The 26,406-nt window shown below is 72.7% G+C and carries 24 protein-coding genes; 13 read left to right on the forward strand and 11 right to left on the reverse strand.

Annotated features, from left to right (window positions below; all coding sequences use genetic code 11):
- Positions 1 to 354: 354 nt before the first annotated feature.
- A complete protein-coding gene (locus BBK14_RS40670) occupies positions 355 to 678 on the forward strand; it encodes a hypothetical protein (protein WP_241831866.1) in 324 nt (107 codons plus the stop codon).
- A 169-nt stretch (positions 679 to 847) separates the two neighbouring features.
- Positions 848 to 1,108: a hypothetical protein gene (locus BBK14_RS26490; protein ID WP_071065961.1), complete on the forward strand. Its 261-nt coding sequence runs from the start codon at positions 848 to 850 to the stop codon at positions 1,106 to 1,108.
- A gap of 170 nt (positions 1,109 to 1,278) precedes the next feature.
- Here the strand turns inward: BBK14_RS26490 and BBK14_RS35955 are convergent, their stop codons facing one another.
- Together BBK14_RS35955 and BBK14_RS26500 are read right to left on the reverse strand one after the other, a co-directional pair.
- On the reverse strand, positions 1,279 to 1,506 hold the full coding sequence (locus BBK14_RS35955) for an FmdB family zinc ribbon protein (RefSeq protein ID WP_083391270.1): 228 nt from the start codon (positions 1,504 to 1,506) through the stop codon (positions 1,279 to 1,281).
- A gap of 79 nt (positions 1,507 to 1,585) precedes the next feature.
- Positions 1,586 to 2,779 (reverse strand): thiolase family protein, encoded by a 1,194-nt coding sequence (locus BBK14_RS26500; RefSeq protein ID WP_071065963.1) that lies wholly within the window; start codon positions 2,777 to 2,779, stop codon positions 1,586 to 1,588.
- A 202-nt stretch (positions 2,780 to 2,981) separates the two neighbouring features.
- Here BBK14_RS26500 and BBK14_RS26505 point away from each other — a divergent pair, with 202 nt between their 5' ends.
- The 8 genes from BBK14_RS26505 to BBK14_RS26540 all read left to right on the forward strand — a co-directional run bounded on the left by BBK14_RS26505 (position 2,982) and on the right by BBK14_RS26540 (position 13,971).
- Entirely contained in the window at positions 2,982 to 4,175 is a 1,194-nt protein-coding gene (locus BBK14_RS26505; protein WP_071065964.1) for an asparaginase, read from the forward strand.
- A gap of 325 nt (positions 4,176 to 4,500) precedes the next feature.
- On the forward strand, positions 4,501 to 5,901 hold the full coding sequence (locus BBK14_RS26510) for a CoA transferase (protein WP_071065965.1): 1,401 nt from the start codon (positions 4,501 to 4,503) through the stop codon (positions 5,899 to 5,901).
- Positions 5,902 to 6,121: 220 nt separating this feature from the next.
- The gene (locus tag BBK14_RS26515) at positions 6,122 to 7,294 is read left to right on the forward strand and encodes a branched-chain amino acid ABC transporter substrate-binding protein (RefSeq protein WP_071065966.1); all 1,173 of its coding nucleotides are present in this window, start codon (positions 6,122 to 6,124) and stop codon (positions 7,292 to 7,294) included.
- 169 nt (positions 7,295 to 7,463) lie between these two features.
- Positions 7,464 to 9,215 (forward strand): class I adenylate-forming enzyme family protein, encoded by a 1,752-nt coding sequence (locus BBK14_RS26520; RefSeq protein WP_071065967.1) that lies wholly within the window; start codon positions 7,464 to 7,466, stop codon positions 9,213 to 9,215.
- Positions 9,216 to 9,263: 48 nt separating this feature from the next.
- Positions 9,264 to 10,028 carry an SDR family oxidoreductase gene (locus tag BBK14_RS26525; protein ID WP_020463881.1) on the forward strand — a complete coding sequence of 255 codons (765 nt, stop codon included), beginning with the start codon at positions 9,264 to 9,266 and terminating at the stop codon, positions 10,026 to 10,028.
- A gap of 194 nt (positions 10,029 to 10,222) precedes the next feature.
- A complete protein-coding gene (locus BBK14_RS26530; RefSeq protein ID WP_071065968.1) occupies positions 10,223 to 10,894 on the forward strand; it encodes an esterase/lipase family protein in 672 nt (223 codons plus the stop codon).
- A gap of 264 nt (positions 10,895 to 11,158) precedes the next feature.
- Positions 11,159 to 13,039: a RecQ family ATP-dependent DNA helicase gene (locus tag BBK14_RS26535; protein ID WP_338045503.1), complete on the forward strand. Its 1,881-nt coding sequence runs from the start codon at positions 11,159 to 11,161 to the stop codon at positions 13,037 to 13,039.
- Positions 13,040 to 13,179: 140 nt separating this feature from the next.
- Positions 13,180 to 13,971, forward strand: a complete 792-nt coding sequence (locus BBK14_RS26540) for an SDR family NAD(P)-dependent oxidoreductase (RefSeq protein WP_071065969.1) — start codon at positions 13,180 to 13,182, stop codon at positions 13,969 to 13,971.
- On the opposite strand, the gene BBK14_RS26545 is transcribed toward BBK14_RS26540, so the two are convergent.
- Positions 13,934 to 14,995 carry an LLM class flavin-dependent oxidoreductase gene (locus BBK14_RS26545; protein ID WP_071065987.1) on the reverse strand — a complete coding sequence of 354 codons (1,062 nt, stop codon included), beginning with the start codon at positions 14,993 to 14,995 and terminating at the stop codon, positions 13,934 to 13,936. The genes BBK14_RS26540 and BBK14_RS26545 overlap by 38 nt on opposite strands.
- Before the next feature lie 181 nt (positions 14,996 to 15,176).
- Here BBK14_RS26545 and BBK14_RS26550 point away from each other — a divergent pair, with 181 nt between their 5' ends.
- The gene (locus BBK14_RS26550; protein WP_071065970.1) at positions 15,177 to 17,060 is read left to right on the forward strand and encodes an AMP-binding protein; all 1,884 of its coding nucleotides are present in this window, start codon (positions 15,177 to 15,179) and stop codon (positions 17,058 to 17,060) included.
- A gap of 65 nt (positions 17,061 to 17,125) precedes the next feature.
- Here the strand turns inward: BBK14_RS26550 and BBK14_RS26555 are convergent, their stop codons facing one another.
- The gene (locus BBK14_RS26555; RefSeq protein ID WP_071065971.1) at positions 17,126 to 17,830 is read right to left on the reverse strand and encodes a hypothetical protein; all 705 of its coding nucleotides are present in this window, start codon (positions 17,828 to 17,830) and stop codon (positions 17,126 to 17,128) included.
- Between the two features lie 200 nt (positions 17,831 to 18,030).
- On the opposite strand from BBK14_RS26555, the gene BBK14_RS26560 reads away from it, so the two are divergent.
- Entirely contained in the window at positions 18,031 to 18,957 is a 927-nt protein-coding gene (locus tag BBK14_RS26560) for a patatin-like phospholipase family protein (protein ID WP_241831868.1), read from the forward strand.
- On the forward strand, positions 18,954 to 19,976 hold the full coding sequence (locus tag BBK14_RS26565) for a 1-acyl-sn-glycerol-3-phosphate acyltransferase (protein WP_071065972.1): 1,023 nt from the start codon (positions 18,954 to 18,956) through the stop codon (positions 19,974 to 19,976). Before BBK14_RS26560 ends, BBK14_RS26565 begins: the two co-directional genes overlap by 4 nt.
- A 405-nt stretch (positions 19,977 to 20,381) precedes the next feature.
- On the opposite strand, the gene BBK14_RS26570 is transcribed toward BBK14_RS26565, so the two are convergent.
- The 7 genes from BBK14_RS26570 to BBK14_RS41430 form a co-directional block, all read right to left on the reverse strand.
- Positions 20,382 to 20,738, reverse strand: a complete 357-nt coding sequence (locus BBK14_RS26570) for a DUF2203 domain-containing protein (protein ID WP_235013850.1) — start codon at positions 20,736 to 20,738, stop codon at positions 20,382 to 20,384.
- Positions 20,739 to 20,908: 170 nt separating this feature from the next.
- Positions 20,909 to 21,988, reverse strand: coding sequence for a hypothetical protein (locus BBK14_RS26575; protein ID WP_071065974.1), 1,080 nt, complete (start codon positions 21,986 to 21,988; stop codon positions 20,909 to 20,911).
- 390 nt (positions 21,989 to 22,378) lie between these two features.
- Positions 22,379 to 22,864, reverse strand: coding sequence for a hypothetical protein (locus tag BBK14_RS26580; RefSeq protein ID WP_071065975.1), 486 nt, complete (start codon positions 22,862 to 22,864; stop codon positions 22,379 to 22,381).
- 154 nt (positions 22,865 to 23,018) lie between these two features.
- A complete protein-coding gene (locus tag BBK14_RS26585) occupies positions 23,019 to 23,945 on the reverse strand; it encodes a hypothetical protein (protein ID WP_071065976.1) in 927 nt (308 codons plus the stop codon).
- Positions 23,942 to 24,334 (reverse strand): OmpA family protein, encoded by a 393-nt coding sequence (locus BBK14_RS26590; RefSeq protein WP_241831867.1) that lies wholly within the window; start codon positions 24,332 to 24,334, stop codon positions 23,942 to 23,944. The genes BBK14_RS26585 and BBK14_RS26590 overlap by 4 nt, the downstream gene beginning before the upstream one ends.
- 446 nt (positions 24,335 to 24,780) lie before the next feature.
- Entirely contained in the window at positions 24,781 to 24,912 is a 132-nt protein-coding gene (locus BBK14_RS41425; RefSeq protein ID WP_275078515.1) for a hypothetical protein, read from the reverse strand.
- A 404-nt stretch (positions 24,913 to 25,316) separates the two neighbouring features.
- Positions 25,317 to 26,348 (reverse strand): DnaJ domain-containing protein, encoded by a 1,032-nt coding sequence (locus tag BBK14_RS41430; RefSeq protein WP_071065988.1) that lies wholly within the window; start codon positions 26,346 to 26,348, stop codon positions 25,317 to 25,319.
- Positions 26,349 to 26,406 lie beyond the last annotated feature (58 nt).

Consider the following 26,406-nt stretch of genomic DNA (forward strand, 5'->3'; position numbering starts at 1 on the left):
ACGCTCCGGAGCACGGGCACAGACGCTGGCATGGATGGTCCTGTCCTGGAACGACGCTCCCGCCAGCGGCGCCGGCCCTTCGGCGGCCCGCAGGTACCCAGCCCGATCGGCGTGCGCCCCGACCCCGTCGACGCGGAGGGCGCGCGTGCGCCCGCACCGGCCCGTCAGGCTCCGGCTCGCCCCGCTTCGGCTGGTGGGGCACCGGTCCGTCAGGCACCGGCCCGACAAGCTTCGGCTCGCCCGGTCACGGCTCGCCCGGTCACGGCTGGCGCGGCTTCGGCTCGCCGGGTTTCGGGTCGCCCGGCTCCGGCCCGGTCCGCGGCCGTGCGGCGCGGGAACGGGGTGTCCGGGTGGGTGGGCGCGCATCCGATTGCCTTCGGGCTTGTCGGCGCGGGTGTTCTGCTCGTCGCCTCGGCACTGGTCGGCGCGCTGGACCTGTTCGCGGTGGGGGCCGTCTTCGGATTCTGGACGCTGATCGCCGCGACGGGGCTGGTGCTCGGCCGTCCAGGCGTCGACTGGCGGGTCCCGACCGAGGAGATCCGGGCCGGTGCCCGCCGCGCCGCCGCCGTCGGCCGACGGGAGGCCGCCCGGGCAGCCCGCGGGCTGGCACGGACGGGCGGTACGACAGCCCGCCGCGTCCAGCGCCGGGCACGGCGCGACCGGCCGGCCGGCGACTAGTGGGCCGCTGGCGGCTGGTCAGCGACCAGTGGCGAGCCGGTGACCAGCCGCCAGTGGCTGGCCATGGTCCACTCACCGGCGGGGCTGTTAATTACTTTCCGTAGTTGGGGTGGCGCGCAAACCGTCATGCCAAGGCGTGCCGGACCGCAGAGGTGGGTAGGGGACAGCCATGGCTGGGACCTTGGGCGGTGTGTGCGGGCCGGGATCCTCCGACCTGCTGGCAACATTGGCGGACGGCCTCGACGAGCGGGAGCGCGACGAGACCCTGCAGATCATCACCAGGCGGCTCAACGCGGAGCGCGCGGCCGCCGTCGGTGGTCAACGCGACCGCCAGGTGGATGTCGGCACCCGTAGCCGAGCCGCACGCACGCGCCGCGGCCCGCGGCCCGCCGTCCGCACGACCCGCCCGCGCGACGACGCTCATCCTTAGCCGGGACGGCGCTCACCCCTGGCGTGAGCGCCACCCACGGCCCTTCCAGCACAACCGTGGCGGCTGAGTGAGTCCATGAACACTCTCAGCCGCCACACATTGTTTCGGTCGGCCCGATCGGGGCCTGGCTCGCCTGCCGGGCCCCGATCCTGCTTGCGGTGGTGTGGCTGTCAGCCGCAGCAGCCGCCGCCGCAGCATGCTCCGCCGCCCCCGGTGGCCGGCGCCGTGGCCATCGCGGGCGCGGATGCGCCGCGGCTCACCGCGACCGCGGAGAAGACCCGTGAAGTCTCGGCGTGGCCGGCAGGGCAGGGCGCCGGTGCGGTCGTGTCACTGTTCATTCCGCGGCGGACCTCGAAGGACGCGTCGCAGACACGGCATCGGTACTCGTATGCGGGCACCGGCCAAGGATAGGCCGGCGATCGGCCGCGGCGCCGGCCGATCGCCCACCCGGAGCGTGCACCTGTCCGGGGTGCCTGATCAGAGGCGCTCGATGATGGTCGCGTTCGCGAGGCCGCCCGCCTCGCACATCGTCTGCAGCCCGAACCGGCCGCCGGTCTGGTGCAGCGCGTGCACGAGGGTCGTCATGATCCGGGCGCCGCTGGCGCCGAGCGGGTGGCCGAGCGCGATCGCGCCGCCCCGGGCGTTGACCTTATCCGCCGGTGCGCCGATCTCGGCGCGCCAGTCCAGCACGACCGCGGCGAAGGCCTCGTTCACCTCGAACAGGTCGATGTCGTCCAGGCTCAGGCCCGAGCGCTCCAGCACCCGGCGGGTGGCGGGGATGACGCCGCGCAGCATCAGGAACGGGTCGTCGCCGACGACGGCGAAGCTGTGCAGCCGGGCGAGCGGGCGCAGCCCCAGTTCGCGGGCCCGCTCCGAGGTGGTGATCAGCAGCGCGGCGGAGCCGTCGCTGATCTGCGAGGCGTTGCCGGCCGTCACGTTCCAGCCGATCTCCGGGAAACGCGCGGCGGTGGCCTCGTCGTAGAAGGCCGGGCGCAGACCCGCGAGGGCCTGCGTGCTCGATGCCGGGCGGATGCCCTCGTCGGCGGAGAACTCGACGACCGACCCATCCGGCCCGGTGACCTTCACCGGCGCGATCTCCGGGGCGAACAGGCCGTCCCGGGCCGCGGCGGCGGCGCGCTGGTGGCTGGCGAGGGCGAACTCGTCCATCTCGGCACGGCCGAGGCCCCGCCGCGCGCCGATCAGCTCGGCGCTGATGCCCTGTGAGATCAACCCGTCCGGGTAGCGGGCGTTGATCCGGGTGCCGTGGCTGTCTCCGGGGAGCGTCGCGGAGCCCATCGGGACCCGCCCCATCGACTCGACACCGCAGGCCAGAACCATGTCGTAGGCGCCGGCGATGACGCCCTGCGCGGCGAAGTGGACGGCCTGCTGGGACGAGCCGCACTGGCGGTCGACGGTGGTCCCGGGCACCGACTCGGGCAGTCCGGCGGCCAGGGTCGCCCAGCGGGCGATGTTCGCGGCCTGCTCCCCGCTCTGGGTCACGCAGCCGGCGATGACGTCGTCGATCAGCGCCGGATCGACGCCGGACCGCTCGACGGCCGCGGAGATGCTGTGCGCCAGCAGGTCGATGGGGTGGACGGGGGCGAGGCTGCCGCTGGCGCGTCCCCGCCCGATCGGGGACCGCACCGCTTCGACGACGACGGCGTCACGCATCGGAGGCTCCTTCTCCAGGAATGAGTTCGAAAACCAAACTCACTGGTGTTCCCAGTGTGCGCGTAGTTAGTTGGAAAAGGCAACTGATAGAGCTGTGACCGCCGGCCGGGTGGATCGCTCGGGTGCGGGTCCCGGGCGGCGGCGGGGAGCGCGCATACCCTGATGTGCATGACGGATTCGCGATCATGAACGATTTCGGATCATGAGCGAGTCCGGGGGAGGCGTGGCCCCGCCGGTGGTCGCGTGGATCGAGCGCGCCACCGCCACCGACCGCGACACCGACACCGGGATGACCACGGTTCTGGTCGAGAGCCGGATCAGGGGGACCGTCGTCGGGCTGGACCCGGCCGGCGCGGTGGTGCTGTCGGTCGGCGACCCGACCGCGGTGATCTCCCCGCGGTCCACGGTGAAGCCGATGCAGGCCGTCGGGATGCTGCTCGCCGGGCTCGACGCGGCGTTCGGCTCCGGTGCCGGCGCCGCTTCCCGCGCTGCCGCCGTTTCCGGTGCGGGCGATCCCGCCTCCGGCGTCGGCGATCCCGACTGCGGCGATCCCGACTGCGGGGCCGCCTCCGAGTGGGGCGGCGGAATCCCGTCCGAGCTGCTGGCGATCGTGTCCTCCTCGCACAGCGGTGAGCCCGAGCAGCTGGCGGCCGTGCGGGCCGTGCTCGCGGCGGCCGGGCACGGCGAGGACGCCCTGGCCTGCCCCGCCGACCTCCCCATCGGGCGGCTCGCCCACGAGCGGCACCTGGCCGCCGGCGGCGGGCCCGAACGGCTGTTGATGAACTGCTCCGGCAAGCACGCCGGGATGATCGCCACCTGCGTCGCGGCCGGGTGGCCGGTGGCCGGCTACACCGACCCGGCGCATCCGCTGCAGCGCCGGATCCGGGCCGTGATCGAGGAGCTCACCGGTGCCACGATCACGGCCACCGCGGTGGACGGCTGCGGTGCTCCGCTGTTCGGTATCCCGCTGCTCGGCCTCGCCCGCGGGATGCGCGAGATCGCGCTCGCCGCCGCCGGCCCGCGCTCGCCTCGGCAGCGCGTCGCGGCGGCGATGCGGGCCTTCCCGGCCCTCGTCGGCGGTCCGGGGCGACCGGACACGGAGCTGATGCTCGCCGCCCCGTGGATCATCGCGAAGGACGGCGCCGAGGGGGTCACCGTCGCGGCGACGGCGGCGGGGTACGCGGTGGCGGTCAAGATTGAGGACGGCTCCCAGCGCGCGGCTATGCCGGTCCTGGTCACCGCGCTGCGCCGCATCGGCGCGCTCGACCCCACCCCGGGCCCGGGCGCCGCCGTGGGCCTGGACGCCGGCAGGCTCGACGCCCTGGCCGCTCCCGCGGTGCTCGGTGGCGGGGTGCCGGTCGGTCGGCTGCGCCCGTTCCTGCCGTCCGCCTCCTGAGGCGTTCGGCCGTCCGGCTTGCCGGCCCCGGTCCCGTCGGGGCCCGGCCGTGGTGGTTCAGTGAATGCCGGTGAGCGCGGGCCGGTGAGCGGGTTTCGGGCCTCCGGCCGCGGTGCCCGTCCGGTGTTCGGGGGTTGGTGGGCGCTTGGTCGGGTGGTTTGACGTGCCTGAAAGCGGTGTCGCGTGCACGTGATGGCGTGGGTGTGCAATGCTGTCCGTCACATAAGCCTCACTCTGGGACATGGTCTGGGGGCGGGAGTAGCCCGGACGGTTCGTCCGGTGACACATCAGGCGACACGCGTGATCCGCTTTACAGGATGGGGATATGTCCGACAACTCGATGATCGCCGCCCAGGTCGCGACGCTCGTCGACGAACCGGGAGTCACCGAACGCCTGACCGTGACCGGCCCCCCGGACGTCCTGCCGAGCCTTTACCGGGTGACAACCATTGCGACGGCCAGCGTCGCCGCCGCGTCCGTCGGCGCGGGCCGGTTACTGGCCGCGCGCAACGGGAGCCCGTCCCAGCCGGCGGTCACCGTTGACACCCGGCACGCCAGCGCGGCCTTCCGTAGCGAGCGGTACCTGCGGCTCGACGGACGTCCGCTGCCCAACCCCTGGGACCCGATCTCGGGCTACTACCGGACGGCCGACGACCGGTGGATCCAGCTGCACTGCAACTTCCCGCATCATCGCAACGGCATTCTGGAACTGCTCGACACGCCGAACGACCGGGCGGCGGTCGAGCGGTCGGTGGCCCGTTTCGAGGCCGAGTCCCTCGAGCTCGAGCTCCAGGCGATGGGGATGTGCGCCACGATGGCGCGCGACGAGGACGAGTGGCGGGCGCACCGGCAGGCCAAGGCCGTCGCCGAGCTGCCCGTGCTGGAGACCGAGCGGATCGGGGACGCCCCCGCGCTGCGGCCCGAGCCGGCGGACCTGCCGGCCGAGGGCATCCGCGTGGTGGACATGACGCGGGTCATCGCCGGCCCGGTCTGCGGGCGGACGCTGGCCGCCCACGGCGCCGAGGTGTTGCGGGTCGGCGCCGCGCATCTGCCGGAGGTCCGGTCGGCGCTGATGGACACCGGGTTCGGCAAGCGCAACACCTTTCTGAACCTGCGCGTCGCCGCGGACGCCCGCCGACTGCAGGAGCTCGTCTCGACGGCGGACGTCGTGCTCCAGGCGTACCGCCCGCGCGCCCTGGACAGGCTGGGCTTCGGTCCGGACGCGCTGGCGCGCCTGCGCCCGGGGATCGTCGTCGCGACGATCAGCGCCTACGGCCGGAGCGGGCCGTGGAGCGGCCTGCGGGGCTTTGACAGCCTGGTCCAGACGGCGTCGGGCATCTCGTGGGCGGAGGCCGAGGCCAGCGGGGAGGAGGAGCCCCGTCCGCTGCCCGCCCAGGCTCTCGACCACGCGACCGGGTATCTGGCGGCGCACGGCGTGCTGTCGGCGCTGGCCCGGCGCGCGGTGGAGGGCGGCAGCTGGCAGGTGCGGGTCTCGCTGGCCCAGACCGGCCGGTGGTTGCAGAGCCTCGGCCACCATGACACCCTCGCAGCCCCGGACCCGACCCGGGCCGACGCGGAGGAGTTCTGCCGGCGCCTGCGCAGCGAGTTCGGGGAGCTCTCCTACGTGGCCCCACCGGGAACGGTCGACGGCCGGGCACCGGCCTGGACGATGGCGCCCGCCTCGCTGGGCACCAGCCCTCCCGGCTGGGAGCCCCGCCCGGCCTGACCACCCGGCCTGACCACCCGGCCCGGGCGTGCGGCCCGATCGGGCCGTTCGTGCCATGTAGCAGGTCGACGTCGCGTAGGACTGGGTCTGCGACATCTCGGCGGCGGGTGGGACGGGCTCCGTGGACTCCGGGCCGCGGCCGGACCTCCCCCTCGGCTCGCCGTCGAGAATCAGGTGCCGGACTGCCCGCGGGCGGCGGTGAAACCGGAGGAGAGACAGCATGATCAGGCGACCGGCCCTGGGTGCGATCGTCGCCGCCGCCATGACGGTGATGATCGTCGCGGCCTGCGGCGGTGACGGTGTCTCCTCGTCCGGCGACCGCCGCCGGACAGTCACCATCGGGTTCCAGGGCGTGCTGTCGGGCGACGACGAGCAGCTGGGCGTCAACGCCCTCTACGGGGTGCGCACGGCGATCGAGGAGATCAACGCGGACGCCAGCCTGCCGTTCCGGGTCGAGCTCGTCTCCTCCGACGACGGCGGGTCACCCGAGCGGGCGCCGGCCGCCGCGCGCAGGCTCATCGACGACTCCGACGCGGTGGCCGTCATCGGCCCGATGCTCTCGGACGCGACGGAGGCCAGCGAGCCGTTCTACAGCGAGGCCGGCCTGCTCTCGGTCAGCCCGTCCGCCACCGCCCCGGCGCTCACCGACCTCGGCTTCACCACCTTCTACCGGGTCGTCGCCCCCGACTCCGTGCAGGGCCGGGCCGCGGCCGACTACATCTCCACCGTCCTCGACGCGGGGAAGGTGTACTCGGTCGACGACCGCAGCGAGTACGGCATCGGCCTGTCCACCGCGCTGGAGGCGGAGCTGTTCTCCGACGGCGTCGACGTCGTCCACGGCGGCGTCGACCCGGCCCGGGACTACACCCGCGAGGCAGCGAAGATCATCGCCGAGGCGCCGGACGTACTCTTCTACTCCGGTCAGTACGCCGACTTCGCGCTGCTCAACAAGGCGCTCGAGGACGGTGGCTTCACGGGCACCGTCATGGGCGGGGACGCGACCCGCGACCCGGACTTCGTCACGCGGACGGGCGCGGCTGCCGCCGAGGGCGCCTACTTCTCGTGCGCCTGCAGCGACGTCGACACCGACCCGGCGGCGAAGGAGTTCGTGGCCTCCTACAAGGACGTCAACGGCGGGGCGTTGCCCGGGACCTACTCGGGGGAGGCCTACGACGCCACCTGGGCCGTCGTCGACGTCCTGAAGCGGCTCGGGAATGACATCAGCCGGGAGTCCGTCGCGCGGGCCTTCCGCACCGTCAGCTGGGACGGCCTCACCAGGAAGATCGAGTTCGAGGAGAACGGCGAGCTCAAGCGCTCGACCGTCTACCTGTACAAGGTGCAGGACGGCGAGATCACGGACCTCGGACGGATCTCGGACCTGATCGGCTCCTGACACTCGCCCGTCGGCGGTGCTCGTGTTTCGGTGCGTGGTCTCGTCTGGCCTAGTCGCTGTTGGCGAGGGACGATGTGCTCTCCGTGTCGCGTCCCGCGGAGAGAGGACAGGCCGCCGAATGACCGTGTCAGCCGGATGACGGTGTCCACCGAATGATCGTTCCTACCGAATGATCGCGTCCACGCCCACGGCGGTGCCCTCGGGCACGAGCCTCGGCCGGCTGGCCGAGCTGTCCATCGAGCGGACCGGCGGCACCGGTCCGCTGATCTTCGAGGAGCAGCGCTGGACGGCCGCGCAGCTCGCGGCCCGGGCCCGGCGCCTGGCCGGCGGGCTGCGCGCGGCCGGGCTCGCGCCGGGGGACAGGGTCGCGGTCTGCATGGCGAACTGTCCCGAGGTCGGCATCACCTACCAGGCGGCCTGGTGGGCCGGCGCGGCCGTCACGCCGGTGCTGTTCCTGCTCGGGGAGACGGACCTGCGTCACGTGCTGGCCGACAGCGCCGCCTCGTTCGTCGTGACCACCCCGGACTTCCTGGACAAGGTCCGCGCGGCGGCCCGAGGCCTGCCCGCGCTGCGTGCCGTCGTGCTGGCCGAGCAGGCCGAGCCCGCGCCCGCGCCCGCCGACCGCGCCGGGCCACCGGTGCTGCTGTTCGCCGAGCTGGAGTCCCCGGCCGAGTCCGACCTGGTGGACGTCGACCCGTCCGGTATGGCCGCGCTGCTCTACACCGGGGGGACGACGGGGCGCGCCCGGGGCGTGGTGCTCTCCCATGACAACGTCTCGGCGGCCGCGTGGGCGGTGCACTCGATGCGGCTGGGCGAGGGCCTGCCCGGCCTGCTGCCCCTGCCGATGTCGCACGTCTACGGGATGACCGTGAGCGTCATGGCCACCTACGCCGAGACGCCGGCGACGGCTGTCCTGATGCGCTGGTTCGAGCCCGTCCGGTTCCTGGAGCTGGTGGTGGAGCACCAGGTGGCGCAGACGGCGATCGTCCCCGCCATGGCCCGGATGATCCTGGACCAGGATCTCGACGGCTACGACCTGTCGGCGCTGCGCCAGGTGGTCTCCGGGAGCTCGGCGCTGCCGCGCGAGGTGGCCGACGAATGGGCGCGCCGGCTGCCCGGGGTCGAGCTCGTGGAGGGCTACGGCTGCACCGAGGCGTCGGCGATCGTCACGGTGATGCCACCGGGGCGGACCCGGCTGGGCAGCGTCGGCCGCCCGGCACCTGGCGTCGAGCTCCGGATCGAGGCCCTGAACGCCACCGACGGCGACCATGACGGCCCGCCCGGGGGAGCGGGTGGTTCGCCGGTCGGGGAGATCTGCGTGCGCGGACCGGGCGTCATGCTGGGCTACTGGCGTGATCCCGCGGCGACCGCGCAGGCGGTCCGCGCCGGATGGCTGCACACCGGCGACGTCGGCCACCTTGACCGGGACGGCTTCCTGTACCTCGTCGACCGGATGAAGGATCTGATCATCCGCGGCGGGTTCAACATCTACCCGCGGGACGTCGAGGACGCGCTGCGGGAGCACCCGGACGTCGCCGAGGTGGCCGTGGTGGGCCGCCCCGACCGCCGGCTCGGCGAGGAGATCGTCGCGTTCGTCCAGCTCGGCCCGGGCGCGGACGTCTCGGCGGAGGCACTTGTCCGGTTCGGGCGGGAGCGGCTCGGGCCGCTACGGTACCCGCGTGAGGTGCGGATCGTCCCAGCGATCCCGCTCACCAGCATGCTCAAGACAGACCGGGCGGCCCTGCGGACGATGCTCACGCCGTCAATTCCGCCGGCTCCGTCACCGGCTGCATCTCCGGCGGCTCCGCTGGAGCCGTCAGCGCACGGCTCGTCACCCTCGTCGCCCCTGTCGCCAGGGGATTCCGACTCCGTCGCGTGGCACGGCGGGCCTGTTGGACCAGCGCCGCGAGTTTCGTCGTAGGGTGAGGTTGGCTGAACCTTCCACTAACGTAAGGGTTGTTCGTCTCCCATGGTGCGGTTGCCGCTCAACGGAGTTTTCTCGCCCCCGGGTCGCCTGACGGGCCGGGCGGCCGTGGTGACCGGTGCCTCCAGCGGCATCGGTCACGCGATCGCGCTCGACCTCGCCGCCGCCGGGGCATCCGTCCTGGCCACGGGGCGGGACGGCGCGGCATTGTCCCAACTCGCGCGCACGGCCGCCGCCGGCCGGGTCGACCTGCGCGTCTTCGCCACCGAGATCACCGACGCCGACGGCCGGGAGCGGCTCGTCGAGACGGCCCGGGCGGAGCTCGGGGAGATCTCCGTGCTGGTCCACTCGGCCGGGGTCTACCACAGTGGTCCGATGACGATGGCGAGTCTCGCCGACCTTGACGATCAGTACGCGGTCAACCTGCGGGCCCCGTATGCGCTGACCCAGCTGCTGCTACCCGATCTCACTCGCACGCTGGGCGACATCATCTTCGTCAACTCCACCCAGGGCCTGTCGGCGAGCCCGGAGGTCGGCCAGTACGCCGCGACGAAGCACGCGCTGCGCGCGATCGCGGACAGCCTGCGCGGCGAGCTGGGGCCGAAGGGGCCGCGGGTCTGCACCATCCTGCCTGGTCGGACGGCCACCGCGATGCAACGGAAGATCTTCGAGACGGAGGGTCGGGACTGGGATCCCGAGGCCCTCATGCAGCCCGAGGACGTCGCGGCGATGGTGCTCTCGGTCGTGGAGCTGCCGCGTCGCGTCGAGGTGACCGACATCGTGATGCGACCGGCCCAAAAGGTCTCCTGATTCGGCGAGAGCATATTGTTCTCCGGGTTCGGTGCGAATTACGCGGGAATTCCACGAGGATTTCCGCGGCGGTGCCGCCTCAACGGCTGGTTGGCCGTGACGGCAACCGTTGGTGAACGTCCAACGGATTCAAAGGGAGCTCCCCGCGGGGGTGCGAGGCTTGCTGCGCTGACCCCGCAACGACAGGAGTTCCCATGTCCAGAGCAGCCAGGATCCTTGGCGCTCTCGCGGTCGCCGCCGCAGCTTTGCTGGGCACGTCGACCGCCGCCTCCGCGGCGACACATGAACCCGTCATCTTCGTCTACGGATTCAACGGATCGACATCCACCTGGACCGACATGGTCGCCGACTTCCAGGCCAACGGCTGGTCCTCGTCCGACCTGGTCGTGTTCACCTACGATTCGCACCAGTCGAACGTGACGACCGCGAACCAGCTGGCCGCCACAATCTCCTCCGTGCGCAGCGCGACCGGCGCGGCCAAGGTGGACCTCGTCACCCACTCCATGGGCGCGCTGTCCTCGCGCTATTACCTCAAGAACCTCGGCGGGACGTCCGTCGTCGACGACTTCGTGTCGCTGGGTGGCCCGAACCACGGGACCAGCACCGCGACCCTGTGCGGATGGCTCTACACGGCCTGCTCGGAGATGAGCCCTGGCTCGTCCTTCCTGAACACCCTGAACTCCGGTGACGAGACTCCGGGCGCGGTCAACTACCGTACGTGGTGGTCGTCCTGCGACGACGTCATCAATCCGGATTCCAGCGTCGCCCTCTCGGGTGCCACGAACACCGCCGCCGGCTGCCTCGGCCATTCCGAGCTGCACGACGACAACACCGTGGCCAGTCAGGTCAGAGCCTTCATCGGCTGAGCCGGGCTGAGCCGCCGAGCGGGCGGCTCACGAGCGATCCTGGTCCGGCCGCGGTCGGTTCCGTGCCGACCGCGGCCGGACGGGCGTTGGTCCGGTGTGTGCGAACGTCCCGGGAACGGGTACGCCGAGCGCACCATGAATGGTCACGATCCGGCACGCACCCGGTTGGCGGGCTGGTTGCGCCGTCTGCCGCTGCAACGCCGCAACCGCGATAGCCCCGCCCCGCCTCCCACGCCACCGCCTCCTCCCATGCCTGAGGAGGCGGTGGCGGCCGAGGCGGTGGTGGCGGACACCGCCCGCCCCGATCCGCCGCGGGACGACGAGGAACACCACGAACACCACGAGGAACACGAGGAGGAACACACAGAGCTGGACGACCTGCTGCGGGCGGTGGCCCGGGAGGGCTTCGGGTTCGCCGAGCTGCGCCCCGGCCAGCTCGAGGCGATGCGGGCCGTCACCGCCGGCCGGGACACGCTGTGCGTCCTGCCCACCGGCGGTGGCAAGTCGGCCGTTTACCAGATTCCGGCCCTGCTCACCGCGGGGCCGACCGTGGTCGTCTCGCCGCTCATCGCGCTGCAGCGTGACCAGGTGCGCGGGCTCACCGAACGCCTGGGCGGCCTGCTGGACGCGGTGCCCGCCGGCCCCGGGACCGCCGCCAGACCCGACGCCGGCCAGTCCGGTGCCGGTCAGCCTGACGCTGACGCGCCCGCGGTGGCGGCGAACTCGCAGAGCGGGCGCGGCGCGGCGCTCGCGGCGATCGACGCCGTCCGCCACGGCCGGGCCGAGTTCCTGTTCCTTGCTCCTGAGCAGCTCGCCCGCGACGACGTCCGGGAGGCGCTTCGCGAGGCGCGGCCCTCCCTGTTCGTCGTGGACGAGGCACACTGCATCTCCAGCTGGGGCCACGACTTCCGCCCCGACTACGCCCGCCTGGGCCAGGTGATCGACGACCTCGGCCATCCGGTGGTCGTCGCGCTGACGGCCACCGCGTCGCCGCCGGTGCGCCGGGAGATAGCCGAGCGCCTGCGGCTCGAGGATCCGGCGGAGATCGTCCGCGGCTTCGACCGCCCGGAGATCACCCTGAGTGTCGAGTCGTTCGTCGACGACGACGAGAAGAAGGCCCGGCTGGTCGAGCGGATCGCCGCCGAGACCAAGCCCGGCCTGGTCTACACGGCGACCCGGCGTGGCGCCGAGGATCTCGCCGCCGAGCTCGCGGACCTCGGGCTCACCGCGAGCGCGTACCACGCCGGGCTACGCGCGGCGCGCCGCCGTGAGGTCGAGGAGGACTTCATGGCCGACCGGTGCGACGTCGTCGTGGCGACGACCGCGTTCGGCATGGGCATCGACAAGCCCAACGTCAGGTTCGTGATCCACGCCGAGGTGGCCGACTCGATCGACTCCTACTACCAGGAGATCGGGCGCGCCGGCCGCGACGGCCAGCCGGCGGTCGCGGTCCTGTTCTACCGGCCCGAGGACCTGGGCCTGCGTCGCTTCTTCGCCTCGTCACGCCCGGACGAGACCGCCCTGCGCCGCGTCGCCGTGCTGCTCGGCCACGCCGAGGAACCGGTGAGCGCGCGCGCCCTGGCCGACGCCGCCGGGGTCGGCGACACCGCGCTGACCCGCATGGTGGACCTGCTMGAACGGGCCGACGCGGTCACCGTCCACGACGACGGCCGCATCGAGCGCAGTGCCGGTGCGCCGGAACCCGAGCAGGCCGCGCGCCGCGCCGTCGAACTGGCCGCGGCACGGGTCGAGTTCGAGCGGTCGCGGGTCGACATGATGCGCGGGTACGCGGAGACCCGCGACTGCCGGCGGCGTTACCTGCTCGCCTACTTCGGCGACACGTCCCCCGCGGCCTGCGGGAACTGTGACGTGTGCCGGTCCCGTCTGCCCGGACAGCGGGTGCCGGGCGGCGAGGGCGGGGCCGCGGCCGCCACCGGTTCCCCGGCGCCAGCGGGCGACAACGAGGCCACGGCGGAGGTCTCGCCGTTTCCGGCCGGGCTGGCCGTCCGCCATGTGCGGTGGGGGCCCGGCCAGGTGATGAAGGAGGACGGCGACCGCATCACCGTCCTGTTCGACGAGGTCGGATACCGCACGCTGTCGGTGGCGGCGGTGACCGAGCGGGGCCTGCTGGCCGTCGCCGACTAGCCCCGCTGTAACGTCACCGCCGGCCCGCGCTGGCCGGTCGTTTCGTCAGCGACCGCGGTGCCCCGCACCGTTGAGGTCAGGCGCGGCCAGTCCGTCCCCGCACGTCGCCGATTGCCGCCGACCTGAGGAGCACCGCTTTCGTGACCGACTTCCGGAACCGGACCGCGCTGGTCACGGGGGCCTCGTCGGGTATCGGGGCCGCGTTCACCGAGGCGCTCGCGGCCCGCGGGGCCGATCTCGTGCTCGCCGCGCCGTCCGAGGGGAAACTGCGGCCGGTGGCCGAGCGACTGCGCGCGCTGCACGGGGTGCGGGTGTGGACGGTCCCGGTCGACCTCGCCCGGGAGGACGGCCCGGACCTGCTCGTCGAACAGGTCCGGGCGACCGATCGCGAGATCGACGTCCTGGTGAACAACGCCGGGTTCGGCACCTACGGCCGGTACGAGGAGCTGCCCGCCGACCGTGACCACCGCGAGGTCATGGTGGACGTCGTCGCGGTCGAACGGGTGACGCACCTGCTCCTGCCGGCGATGGTCGAACGGGGCCACGGCACCGTCGTCAACGTGTCGTCGACGTCGGGGTTCCAGGCCGTCCCGTACATGGCTGTGTACGGGGCGTCGAAGGCGTTCGTGCTGTCCTTCTCGATCGCGCTGTGGGCGGAGTACCGGTCGCGGGGTATCCAGGTGCTGGCGGTGTGCCCTGGGCCGACCGACACGAACTTCTTCGAGGTCCTCGGGCGGCGGATGAGCGCCGGTGGACGGCTGCGCACCACCGACGAGGTCGTCTCGGCCGCCTTCCGCGGCCTCGACCGCGGCCTGCCCTACGTGATCGACGGCCGGCTCAACTACCTGACCTCGAACGCGTCCCGCCTGCTGGGCCGCGGGCTCGTCGCGGGGATCACGGCCCGGACACTCCGGCCGCGCGGGCGTCCCTGACCCGTCCGACCTCCGGTTCGTCCAGGGCCAGCCGGGCGACGAGCTCGTAGGCGCGGATCCGGTCGGCGTTGGAGTGCGTGTTCGTGACGATCATCAGCTCGTCGGCCCCGGTCGCCTCAAGTAGCGCGTTCAGGCCGTCCCGTACGGTTTCCGGTCCGCCCACGATGTACGAGGACGTCGCCGACTCCGCCAGATCGCGCTCCTGCGGCGTCCAGGGGTAGGCCGCGGCCTCCTCGGGCGTGGGGAAGGCGCCGGGCCGTCCCATCCGTAGGCGCAGCATCGTCAGGCGGGTGGGCCCGGCGAGCCACTGGGCCCGCTCGTCGTCCTCGGCGCACAGGACACCGGCGGCGACCATCGCGTACGGCCGCTCCCGCCCGGGCGACGGCCGGAACGAGTCGCGGTACAGCCGCAGCGCGGGCAGCGTGCCGGCGGAGCTGAAATGGTGCGCGAACGCGAACGGCAGGCCGAGGATTCCGGCGACCTGGGCGCTGTAGCCGCTCGAGCCGAGCAGCCAGATCGGCGGTGTCTCCGCCCGCGGGTACGCCTCCACACCGCGCAGTGGGTGCCCACCGGGGAACGACCCACCGGAGAGGAAGGTCGTCAGCTCGGCGAGCTGGTCGGGGAAGTCGTCCGCGGACATCGACCCCGGGCCGCGGCGCAGGGCACGCGCGGTGTTCTGGTCGGTGCCGGGCGCACGGCCGATGCCGAGGTCGATGCGGCCGGGGAAGAACGCGCCCAGGGTCCCGAACTGCTCGGCGATCGTGAGCGGGGCATGGTTGGGCAGCATCACCCCACCCGAGCCAACCCTGATGGTGGACGTCGCCGCGGCCACCTGGCCCATCAGGATGGTCGTCGCGGAACTGGCGATGCCCGGCATGCCGTGGTGCTCGGCCAGCCAGTAGCGGGTGAAGCCGAGATCCTCGGCCCGCCGGGCCAGCTCAAGGCTGCCCCGCACGGCCTCGCCGGCGGAGACACCCGTGCCCACCGGCACCAGGTCGAGGACGGACAGCGGCACCGGTCTCATCAGGCTCACCCTTGCGCCAACCGCCCCACCGGTGCCCGTCTTCCCACCAGGGCTCCGCTTTCCCCGTCGGGCTCGGCTCTCTCCGCCGGGGCTCGGCTCTCCCATCAAAGCTCGGCCGGCGACGGCGCCGTTGGCGCCGAAGTGCCTGGACGGCCCGCCGTGGAACGGGAGGATGGCAGGCATGGGCGCATACCGGCGGGCGTACGAGCAGGAGCGGACCGACCCCGAGGCCTTCTGGGCCGCGGCCGCGCGGGAGGTCGAGTGGACCCGTCCCCCGGAGCGGATTCTCGACGCGAGCGCACCGCCGTTCTACCGCTGGTTCCCCGACGCCGAGCTGAACACCTGCGCCAACGCCCTGGACCGGCACGTCGCCGCCGGTCGCGGGGACGCGCTCGCCCTGGTCTACGACTCACCGGTCACCGGGACGTCCCGCCGGTACACGTTCGCGCAGCTCACCGACGAGGTGGCCCGGGCCGCCGGCGCGCTCGCCTCGCTCGGAGTCGGCCGCGGCGACCGTGTCATCGTCTACCTGCCGATGATCCCCGAGGCGGTCGTGGCGATGCTGGCGTGCGCCCGCCTCGGCGCCGTCCACTCGGTGGTCTTCGGCGGGTTCGCCGCCCCGGAACTCGCCGCCCGCATGGACGACGCCCGCCCGAAGGTCGTGGTCAGCGCGTCCTGTGGCATCGAGCCGACGCGGCTCGTCCCCTACAAGCCGATGATGGACGCGGCGATCGAGCTGGCCGTCCACAAGCCGGCCGGGTGCCTCATCGTGCAGCGCGAACAGCACCGCTGTGATCTCGTGGCCGGCCGCGACCACGACTGGGACGCCCTCGTCGGCTCCGCGCCCCCGCTGGCCCCGGTGCCCGTCGCGGCCACCGACCCGCTGTACATCCTCTACACCTCCGGGACGACCGGGCGGCCGAAGGGCATCGTCCGGGACAACGGCGGCCACGCGGTGGCGATGTCCTGGTCGATGCGCAACGTGTACGGCATCGGGCCGGGGGACGTGATGTGGGCGGCCTCCGACATCGGCTGGGCGGTCGGCCACTCGTACACGGTCTACGCGCCGCTGCTGGTCGGCGCCACGACGGTGCTCTACGAGGGGAAACCGGTCGGCACCCCCGACGCCGGGGCCTTCTGGCGGGTGATCGCCGATCACGGGGTGAACGTGCTGTTCACCGCGCCCACCGCGATCCGCGCGATCAAGAAGGAGGACCCGGCGGCCGAGCTCGTCGGCCGGTACGACCGCACCACCCTGCGGGCGCTGTTCCTGGCCGGCGAGCGGCTGGACCCGGCCACCTACGAATGGGCCTCGGGCGCGCTCGGCCTGCCCGTCGTCGACAACTGGTGGCAGACCGAGACGGGATGGCCGATCTGCGCGGCGCCGCTCGGGCTGGAGCCGCTGCCGCTCAAGGCGGGGAGCCCGTCGGTGCCGATGCCGGGATACGACGTGCGGGTCCTGGACGCGGCGGGCGAGGAGGTCCCGCGCGGCACCGAGGGCGCCATCTGCATCCGCCTGCCGCTGCCGCCCGGCGCGCTGCCGACGCTGTGGGAGGACGACGAGCGTTACGTCGCCTCGTACCTCTCGGCCTTCGACGGGTACTACCTGACCGGCGACGGCGGCTACGTGGACGACGACGGCTACCTGTTCGTCCTGGGCCGCACCGACGACGTCATCAACGTGGCCGGGCACCGGCTCTCCACCGGATCGATGGAGGCGGTGCTGGCGGCCCACCCGGCGGTGGCGGAGTGCGCCGTCGTCGGCGTCGCCGACCCGTTCAAGGGCCAGGTGCCCCGCGGGCTCGTGGTGATGAAGAGCGGAACGGAGATCACGCCGGACGTACTGGCCGCCGAGCTCGTCGCGCGGGTCCGCGCCGAGATCGGGCCGGTCGCCTCGATGCGACGGGTGGACGTCGTCGCCGCCCTCCCGAAGACCCGCTCCGGCAAGATCCTGCGCCGCACCATGCGCGAACTGGCCGACGGCCGCTCACCGGCGATCCCCTCCACCATCGAGGACGCCGCGGTGCTCGACGCCCTGCGCCCCGTCCTCCTTCCGGACACCTGATCGAGCCCGGGGAAACTGCCAGACACCTGACCAGGTCGGGCGATGCTGTGGGAGGCCTGATCGGGTCAAGCGAGGTTGTCGGTGGCCTCCAGATGGTCGACGTAGGCGTCGGCGATCTCGTCCAGCTCGTCCGGCGGGAAGCCGAGGTTCCTGCGTATCGCGCGGCGCCCGATCAGCAGCAGGTGGAGCATGTAGACCGGGATATCCGCGTCCTGGCAGCGGTGGAAGCCCATCGTGAACCAGGTGAGCGCCTCCTGCTGCCGGCCGTGCTCCGCGAGTGTCTCCGCCACCGCCGCGTACACATCCGGATTCGTGGAGCGGCTCGACTTGATCTCGGCGCGCAGCGTCGTGGCCTCGGCCTCGTCGCCCTTGCGCACGAGCGCGTCATGCAGCCAGACCCGCGGGTCGATGTCCGCCACGCCGGCTGCCGCGTCATCCGTCGCGTCATCCGCCGCCGGGTCATCCGCCGCCATGGCGGCCGCTGCCGCGGCGGCCACCGAACCGGCGGCCGCTGTGTCGTTGGCGACCACGGCAGCGCGGTAGCAGCGCACCGCCTCGTCCCAGTCGTCGGCGAGGCCGTACTGGCCGCCGGCGTGGACCAGCAGCATCGACGCGCTGACCTGGCCGTGGAGCTCAGGCCGCGCGGCGAGATCCTCGAACTGTGCCGCGGCCTGCTGGTGGCGGCCGTCGCCCGCGGCCTCGATGACGATCTCGTCCAGGTCATCCTCGGTGAGGATGTCGTCCTCGGTGAGCGTGCGCATGACGGCCATTGTTCTCCGCCCGCCGCCCGTCCCGGACAACCGGGGATGAGGAGGCCACAGGGGGGCGCAGACGCCGCCGGACCATCGGGTTCCGGGCTGGTTCGGCGGGGTAGCAGGCTGCGGTGACCAGTATTCCGCCCGAGAAACAGCCGGGGCCGGTCGCGTTCGTGCTCGGCGGCGGCGGCGTCCTGGGCGCCGCCGAGGTGGGAATGCTCGACGCGCTCCTGGCCGCGGGCGTCCGCCCCGACCTGGTCGTCGGGACCTCCGTGGGCGCCATCAACGGTGCCGTGGTCGCCGCCGACCCGTCCAGAGCCGCGATCGGGCGGCTGACCGAGCTGTGGGCCGACCTGGGCAGCTCGGACGTCTTCGCCGGCGGGCCGGCCAAACGGTTGGCCACCGTCGTCCAGCACGGCTACCTGCACTCGAACGCGCCGCTGCGCCGGATACTGAAGGCGAACCTGCCGTCCTCCTTCGAGCGGCTGGCGGTGCCCTTCCAGTGCGTGGCGGCCAGCGTCGAACGTGCGGCCGCGCACTGGTTCGACCGCGGCCCGCTCGTCGACGCCGTCCTGGCGTCGTGCGCGGTGCCCGCGCTGCTACCCCCGGTCAAGATCGGGGACGAGCACTTCGTCGACGGCGGCCTCATCGACAGCACTCCCGTGGGCCGGGCGGTGACGCTGGGCGCGCGAACGGTCTACGTCCTGCACGTCGGGCGGATCGAGCGGCCGCTGCGCCCCGGCCGCTGGCCGTGGGAGGCCGGCCTCGTGGCCTTCGAGATCGCCCGCCGCCGCGGCTTCGCCGACGCGATGGCCGCCCTGCCGGCGGATGTCGCCGTCCACCTGCTGCCGATCGGTGACGCCACCGGAGTACCACTGGTCGGGCTGCGATACCGGTCCCCCTCCGGGGTCCGCCGCCGGATCGAACGCGCCCGCCAGGCCACAGCCGACTACCTCGACCTCCTGGCGGCCCCCGGCACCCGAGGCCTGGGCGCCGCGAAGACCCCGGCCACGCCGGGCCGCGCCCCCGACGGTGACCGCGGCCCTCGACCGGATCCCGGCCGCGGCCGAAGCGTCGCCCCCGAGCCTCGCCGTGGCCTTGTCGTGAACAGCGACGGCGATCGTTCGGGGCGTGAGGCGTGAGAGTGCCACCAAGGGCGATCCGCCGCCTCGTGATCGATCCCCTGTTCATCCCGGTCGCGGTGGGCGGCGCGGTGCTCGGTGTCCTGGTGACTCTGCTCGGCCTGCTCAGCGCGCCCGTCGACCGCCGGCTACGGCTGTCCCGGGTGGCGGCCCTGGTCGGGGCCTACCTCGCCGCCGAGGCCGTTGTGATCGTGAGCGGCTTCGGGTTGTGGCTGGCCCGGCCGCTGCTCCGCGCCAGGTGGGAGAAGGTCAACCTGCGGCTGCTGCGCGGCGTCCTGCGGTTTGTCGTCACTGCCGCCGGGCGGCTGGTCGCGTTCCGCCTGACCGTCCGCGAACCGCCGGCGGGCACTGTGGACTGCGCCGGCCGCCCCGTCCTGGTCGCCAGCAGGCACGCCGGGGTCGGTGACTCCTTCGCGCTGGTCCATCTGCTGCTCGACCGCTACCAGCGCACGCCGCGGGTCGTGCTCCTGGCGAGCCTTCAGCTCGACCCGGCGATCGACATCCTGCTCGGYCGGCTGGATGCCTGCTTCCTGCGCACGGAGGGCGCCGACCCGACGGCACCCGCTCGGGTTCACGACCTGGCCACCAGGCTGACGTCCCGCGATGCCCTCGTCATCTTTCCCGAGGGGGCGAACTTCACCGCGCGGCGCCGCCGGCGGGTGATCCGCGGGCTGCGGCTGCGCGGCCAGTCGAGCCGGGCCGCGGTGGCCGAGAACCTCGCCCACGTGCTGCCGCCCCGCCCCGCCGGCGTGCTCGCCGCGCTGGACGCGCGAACCGTGGGGGGAACGGCCGTGGTCGCCCACACGGGGCTGGACCTCCTGGTCACGCCGGGCCTCGTCTGGCAGGCGCTGCCGTTGACGGCCCCGATGGAGCTGCGCTGGTGGTGGTTCCCCGCGGACGAGCTGCCGCCCACCGGAACGGAGCGCGCGGACTGGTTGACCATGAACTGGGCAGTGGTGGACGCCTGGATCGACTCCCGCCGCTCCCCGAACCCCCTCCCTACGTCCTCGGACTCCTGACCGCCCTCTCGGTCAGGAGGAGCTCGGGAGGGCGCACGGCCTGCCGGTTCCGCGGCGCCAGGCACACCACGACCGCGGGAATCGTTCAGCTCGTCTCGATCGGCTCAGTCATACCGAGGCCCGCCAGTGGTGGGATGACATGGACCGCGGCAACAGCCTGCAGACCCGAGGCCTTCGCGTCCTGCGATTCCCCGGTTTCACTGTCCTGAATGATCCCTGCCGCGTAGCGGCAGCCATCGCCCAGGCCCTGCGCTCTCGCGGCTGGACCGCCCTCTACCACCCCTACCCCAGCTGCCAACCCCCCCGAACTCGAGGCTTTCAGGCCGTCCGAAAGAATGTGTGGCGGGTGGGTGAGTCCATGGACTCACCCACCCGCCACACATCTGGAGCGGTGGGGATATTGGGTCAGCTGGGAAGGGGGCGGCGGCCGGCGAAGCCAAGGTCGGCCCGGTGGTACCAGGCGAGATCCGGCTCGCCCTCGATCCAGCACAGCAGCACGTTCTCGCCCTCGAGGATGGCGGGGAAATCGATCAGTAGCGGGGCGGCGCCCTTGACCTGGATGCCGCGGGCGGGGAACCAGGCCAGCGCTTCGGACAGCCAGGCCTGCAGGGCTTTCATCTCGGCGAGTCCCCCTTTGGGGGACGACGCGCCATCCGCCAGCGCGGCGCTCAGCTCGGTGAGGTCCGCCCGCCGTGCGACGAACTCGGCGGCGCGTTCGTGGATTTCGGGCATGAGGGCACGGGCCTCGTCCACGGAGAACATCTGGTCCACGCAGTCCAGTCCATCATGCCTGGACGTCAACGGGCCCAGCCGGGTGGCACCGACCGGCACGCGCGTTCGTGGATCGCGGGAAACGGCCCCGGGCGGCTCCCGTCTCCGAGATCGTCGACCGGGGCCACCGGGCCTGGTGGGCCCGCCGGAGGAGGATGGATTCAGGAGCGGCGGGCCATCTTGATGGTCTTCTCGAGCTGATCCCGGTCGACTTCGGCGGAGCGGCCGTTCGTCGCGACGGTCGGGATCTGGTGACCGCCACCGAGGACCAGGTCGGTGGTGTGGCGCATGCCCATGTCGCGCTGCTCGACGTCGAGGATGGTCTCCTCCACCCGGTACAGCTTCTCGATTTTCGCGACCTTGGCCTCGACCTGCGCGGCGACGATCCGCAGCCGCCGTTCCGCCTTGGCGAGGCGTCGTTCCAGGCGACGGTCGACGACGTTGGGCATCGGCTCGTCGCGCTCGGTCGGGTCGTGCAGGTAGAGCTCCACGGCCACCGCCACCAGCGGGATCAGCGCGGTGAAGAGGATCGCCGGGCCGTYGCCGCCGTCGCCGGACGCGCCCTGGATCCGCACCAGCACACCCGCGATCGACAGGAGCAGGAAGATCGTCGAGGTMAGAGTGAGGGCGAGGGCCGACGTCCTGGTGGTGACGAGCTGTTCGCGGACCTCCTGGTCCATCTTGACCTCGCCGACGTCCGCGGCCTTCAGGAGCTGGATCTGGGCCCGGGCCAGGATCGCGCTTTTGATCGCGTGGGCGAGCACCATCCCGGCGATGAAGACCGCGATGCCCAGGATGCCGCCCAGGAACCAGCTGACGCCGTAGTCCGCGGCGTCGGTGAGCACGCCGTAGGCGTCGGCGAAGACGAAGAAGTCGAGGGAGGCGAGCACCAGCAGGATGAGGTGGCGGACGGCCGGCGCGAACTGCATCTGCGGGATGCGTTCCTGGATGCCGACGCTGCGCCAGAGCCGGCCCTGCTCGACCTTGTTCTTGATCAGTTCGGTCCGGCGTTCCCGTCGCTCGGCCCTGGAGTCGATCTCCATGCGGAGCTCGGCGATCAGCTCCTCCAGAGTCCGGGCGTCCGCGCGGACGGCCGCGCGGACCTCCTGGATCTCCGCTTCTTCCAGGCTCTTCAGGACCTTGGGGCGGGTCTCGGCCCCCGCCAGCGCGATGTCGGCGTCCCCGACCTGACGGATGAGCTGCTTGGCTAGACGGCCCGGCCGATTTCCCCTGCGCAGCACCTGAGGGTCCCTCTTTCCGTGTCTTCGTTCGGGCGGCCTCTTCGTTCGGATGGCCTCGATGGTCTGGACGGCCTCGTCGAGTCCGGTCAGCCTCAGAATTCAGAAAACAGGACGGCCTTGAAACCTGGGACGGACGTGAAGCCGGGGCGGTCGGGTATCCGGGGATGTCGGGTATCCGGGGATGTCGTGAGCCGATTAGGGCGGGCCGTGAAGGCGACCCGCGAAGGCGGGCGGCCAAGCGTACCCGCCAGCGAAGGAGCAAGCGTGAGCGCGGGTGGTGAGGACAGGCGGCCGACCGGCGAAAACGAACATCCGAGGTGCGGAAGATGGCCGGGCGGAGAACAGCCCTTTCCGCGGGCGACGATTGCGGCGGTCGGCGGCGGGAAAACGTCAGTCGATCGGGCGGGCAAAGGTTCCCCCCACGAAACAGAGCATCGCGCAGACGATCCCGAGCACCGAGGCGACCATGGCCTCGCGGGCGCCCTCCGTCTCGTCACCGGCGAAGACCATGGTCAGGACGAGGGTGCCGACACCGACGACGGCGCCGATCGCGCCGAGCAGGAAGCGGCGGGCGATGGTCTCCCGCGGCGGCAGGCTTGACAGCGCGTCGATGGGGGCGATCCGGCCGGCGCGGGCGCGGTTGCCGACCCGGCGACGGATGTCGCGCAGGCGGAAGGTGTTGCCGGCGATGAAGAAGCTGACCGCGGTCACGATCATCGACCCGGTGACGGACACCCGGGCGAACGGCGACGACAGGGTCAGCCAGACCCAGGTCTCCAGGACGGCGAGCAGGGCGAGGCAGGTCACGATCACTACGGTCGACCGCATGAGAGCCGGGCTGAAATGTTGGTCCTCGGGCTCGAACAGCAGGCCCATGGGTCGTCTCCTCGCGGTTGCGTCGGCCACGGGCATTCGCGGCACCGCGGTGTGCGTTCCGCCGGTATGTGGTCCGGCGGTGTGCGTCCCGGTGGAGGGCGTGGCTACGATCCCCGGGCTCGGCGCACCCCCCAGTTGGGCGATGGGGGCGGCTTCAGCCGCAGTCACTGCTGATCCGTCGGCACAGCTCGCCCTTGAGATAGCGGGCGATGTCCTGCTGAGGCCTGGTCGCCGCTCCCTCGTTCACGCCGATGAAGCGGACCTTGCTGTTCGCGATCGGTGTGAGCTGCTGGGTCTCCGGGGAGAAGCAGCGGCGCACCATGGCCTCCGCGATCTGGACGGACGCCTTCTTCCCGTCCACGTTGAGGCAGTCGGAGGCCTGACCGGTACCGAGCAGATCGCTCCAGACCACGACGGTGACCGCGCCGATCTCGACGCCGGGCGCCGCCCGCAGCGTGGCGATCTCGTCGTTGACGCCGGAGAGCAGGCCGGTGACGCTGCCGGTGGGGCGGACCTGCTCGCCCTGCACGATGTGGTCGACCTCCTCGGTGAGCGCGTCGGTCGCCGCGGTGCGGTCCTTCGCCTCCCGGGTGTCGTTGTTCCGGTCGATCCTGAAGACGGCTCCGCCGTCGAGGCAGTCCGAAGAGGTCAGTCCGGCGTCCCCGCCGCCACTGGCGACGAGGCGGATGTACTGGCCCTCCCGCAGCGCGGCGTCGAAATAGGGGCGCAGGCCCTCGGAGATACGGCTGGCGTTCTCCGGTGAGTTGTCGGAGACGTCCAGGTAGAGCATCAGCAGCGGGGCGCCGCCCTTGGGCGCGTCCTCCTGGTAGCGGGTGCAGTCGAGCGCGCCGTCGGCCGCTTTCCCGAGCATCGTGTCCATCGCGTCGCAGGACGTCAGCAGCGGCAGGGTGAGCAGCGCGGCGGCGAGCAGACCGGCTCCGCGGGCGCGCGGGCGTCCCGCCCTGGCCCGGCGACGGGACGTCCCCGGCGGTGGCCCCGCGGTGTCCCCAGCGTTCCCTGCCGCGGTGTTCCCCGACCGGGACGCCGGTGTCGTGGTCGTGGTCGCTGTCGTCACGGTCATCGCAGCACGATCTCCACTCGGCGCCGGCTGGCGTCCGCGACCCCGTCGGTGGCGCCCTGTTCGCCCTTGGCCACGACCTCGAGCAGCGAGGCCGGGATGTCCTGGCTCGTCAGGTAGGCCTGGACGGCCACCGCGCGCCGGCGGGAGAGGTCGAGGTTGTGTTCCGTGGACCCGAGACCGTCGCTGTGCCCGACGACCTCGACGCGGCCGTCGTGCTCGCGGATCTGGGGAACGATCCCGGCGAGCGCGGTGGCGGCCTCGGGCCGCAGGTCGGCGCTGTTGGCGTCGAAGAGGTAGTCCGCGCTGACGGTCGAGACCCGGCTGCCGTCCGCCTGGGTGATGAAGCTGCTCAGCGGCGGGAGCGGGTCCGGAGCGACTGACGGTGGCACTCTTGTGGCATGCGGCGCGGGGGTGAAGCTGGACGCGGCCGCGTCACTTGAGCAAGCTGAGGCGAGACCGAGGACGGCGGTGAGCGCGAGTGCCGCGCACGCCGGAACCCCGGACCGCCGACGTCGCCTGGACGCGGCACGTCCGGCGGTGCGAAACGCGTGATACACGGTCGGCCCCCAACGGCAAGTGCGGGGCCAACCATAACCGTGCCGAAAAGCACCCTGTCGCCCAGGCTTGGGCGTTGTGTCGACCGTGGGATTAATCCGTGTTGCGTTGATGTATGACGTGTATCGATCATGTTTGTCGCGGATCGGTCTGGTGGGTGCCGGTCGCGGATGATTGCGGTGCCGTGCGCGTTACCAGCCGAACAGGGTGGGGCGCGACACCGGACGTCCGGTGTCGCGCCCCACCCTGTTATTGCGTATTTCTGTTCCGGGGCGGCCGATCAATAGCTGGTGGTGGTCGTCCCGTGGCTGCGCGAGCGCCGGCGGAGCCGCCGAAGCCCGCGGGCTCCCGCACGGTCGGCCTTGTTGACGTCGCGTCGGGCCTCGCGGCGAATCCTGGGCAGCAACCTCATCGCCTTCTCCTTCGGCTCGTTCCCGGGTGTTCTCCTGTGTGGGGTCGCATTGTCCGTTCGTCGACCTGTTGCAGGGATTCCCCGAACCATGCCGATAACACCTGCGATTTCGGCACCGTCCGACGAGGGGTGCCGATGTGGGAGTCCAGGGCGGGAGTGCGGGCGGGGGCACGGGGTGAGAGCACGAGGTTGGATCGGGGAGGGCTGGCCACCGCTGGTCTCCAGCCTGAAGACCCTGCTGGAGACCGGTGATGTCCTCCCGGTCGGCGTGGGCGAGCCGCACCCGGCTTCCGGAGACGAGCGTCGAGCCGAGTCCGGCACGGAGGCAGGAGCCGAGCCCGGCGCCCGACTCCGCGCCGGACTCGGCTCCCGAGCCGGTGAGCGGCCGCTGACGGGGAATCGTGTCAGCGGCGGCGTGCGGCGTTGACCGCGAGGACCGCCACCGGCGGGATCACCATCGAGGCCAGCATCATGCCCATCGCCACCGGGACGGAGTAGAGCCGCACCACCGCGCCCGCCAGCACGAACAGGGCCAGGCACAGCGCCATCGAGACCAGGTACCTGCGCCGTGCCCGCCGGCCGGGACCCCGCGTGGGGTAGTCCTCGTCCGGCCAGGTGGCCCAGGTCTCGGCCCCGCCGGGCGCCTCGTGCGGGGGCGGCCCGGCTGGGCCGCCGTCCGGTGTCATGGCCTGGTCGGGCCCCACGACCCACTCGGCGGCGTCGGCTGGTGGGCGCCGGCGCGAGCGTCGCCGCCCGCCGGACGCCCCGCGCGGCCCCGGATGCGCCCGCCGGTCCGGGTTGCCCCGCCCGCCGGACGCCCGGCCATCCTCGGGTAGGGGAGCGGCAGTGGCATCGCCCCAGCCACCGGTGGCGGCCCAGCCACCGGCCTCGCCCCATCCGCTGGCGGAGTCCGTGCCCTTGCCGGGCCCCCTCTGATCGGAGGCCCGGCCGGACGCTCCCCGCCGGCCCGGGGCGGCACCCCCCGAGGGGGAAGCCGGGTCATCCGAGGTGCCCCGATTGCCGGAAGCCCCCCGTCCGGGGTTGTCCACCTGCCCGCCGGGCGACGTGCGCCCGCCCGGGTTCGTTCGTCCGTCGGATCCGGGACGCCCGTCGGCGGGGTGGCGCCCGCCGGGCGCGGCCCGCCCGCCGGGCGGGCGCGCGCCGCCGGAGCGTCCCGGCTGGTCATATGCGTCGAGCAGATGGGCGAGCCACAGATCGTGGGCTCGCCGCATACCGGGGTCGCTCAACACCCGGTACGCCGCGTTCACCCGGAGGAACGCGCGTTGGGATCCGCCGGCGTCCGGATGGGCGCGTTTCACCACGCGCCGATAGGCGGCATGGACCTCCTCGTCCGAAGCCGTGGGTGCGATCCCGAGCACCTCGTACATCGAGGCCCGCAAGTACTGGGCCGACTGGCTTTTTGGCGTATCACGCATGGCGATCACCTCCCGGCGCCCGTGCAGTGGGGCGTCGCGTCGACCTGTTCCCACCGTA

This window comes from Parafrankia soli, from assembly GCF_001854695.1.
Lineage (GTDB): Bacteria > Actinomycetota > Actinomycetes > Frankiales > Frankiaceae > Parafrankia > Parafrankia soli.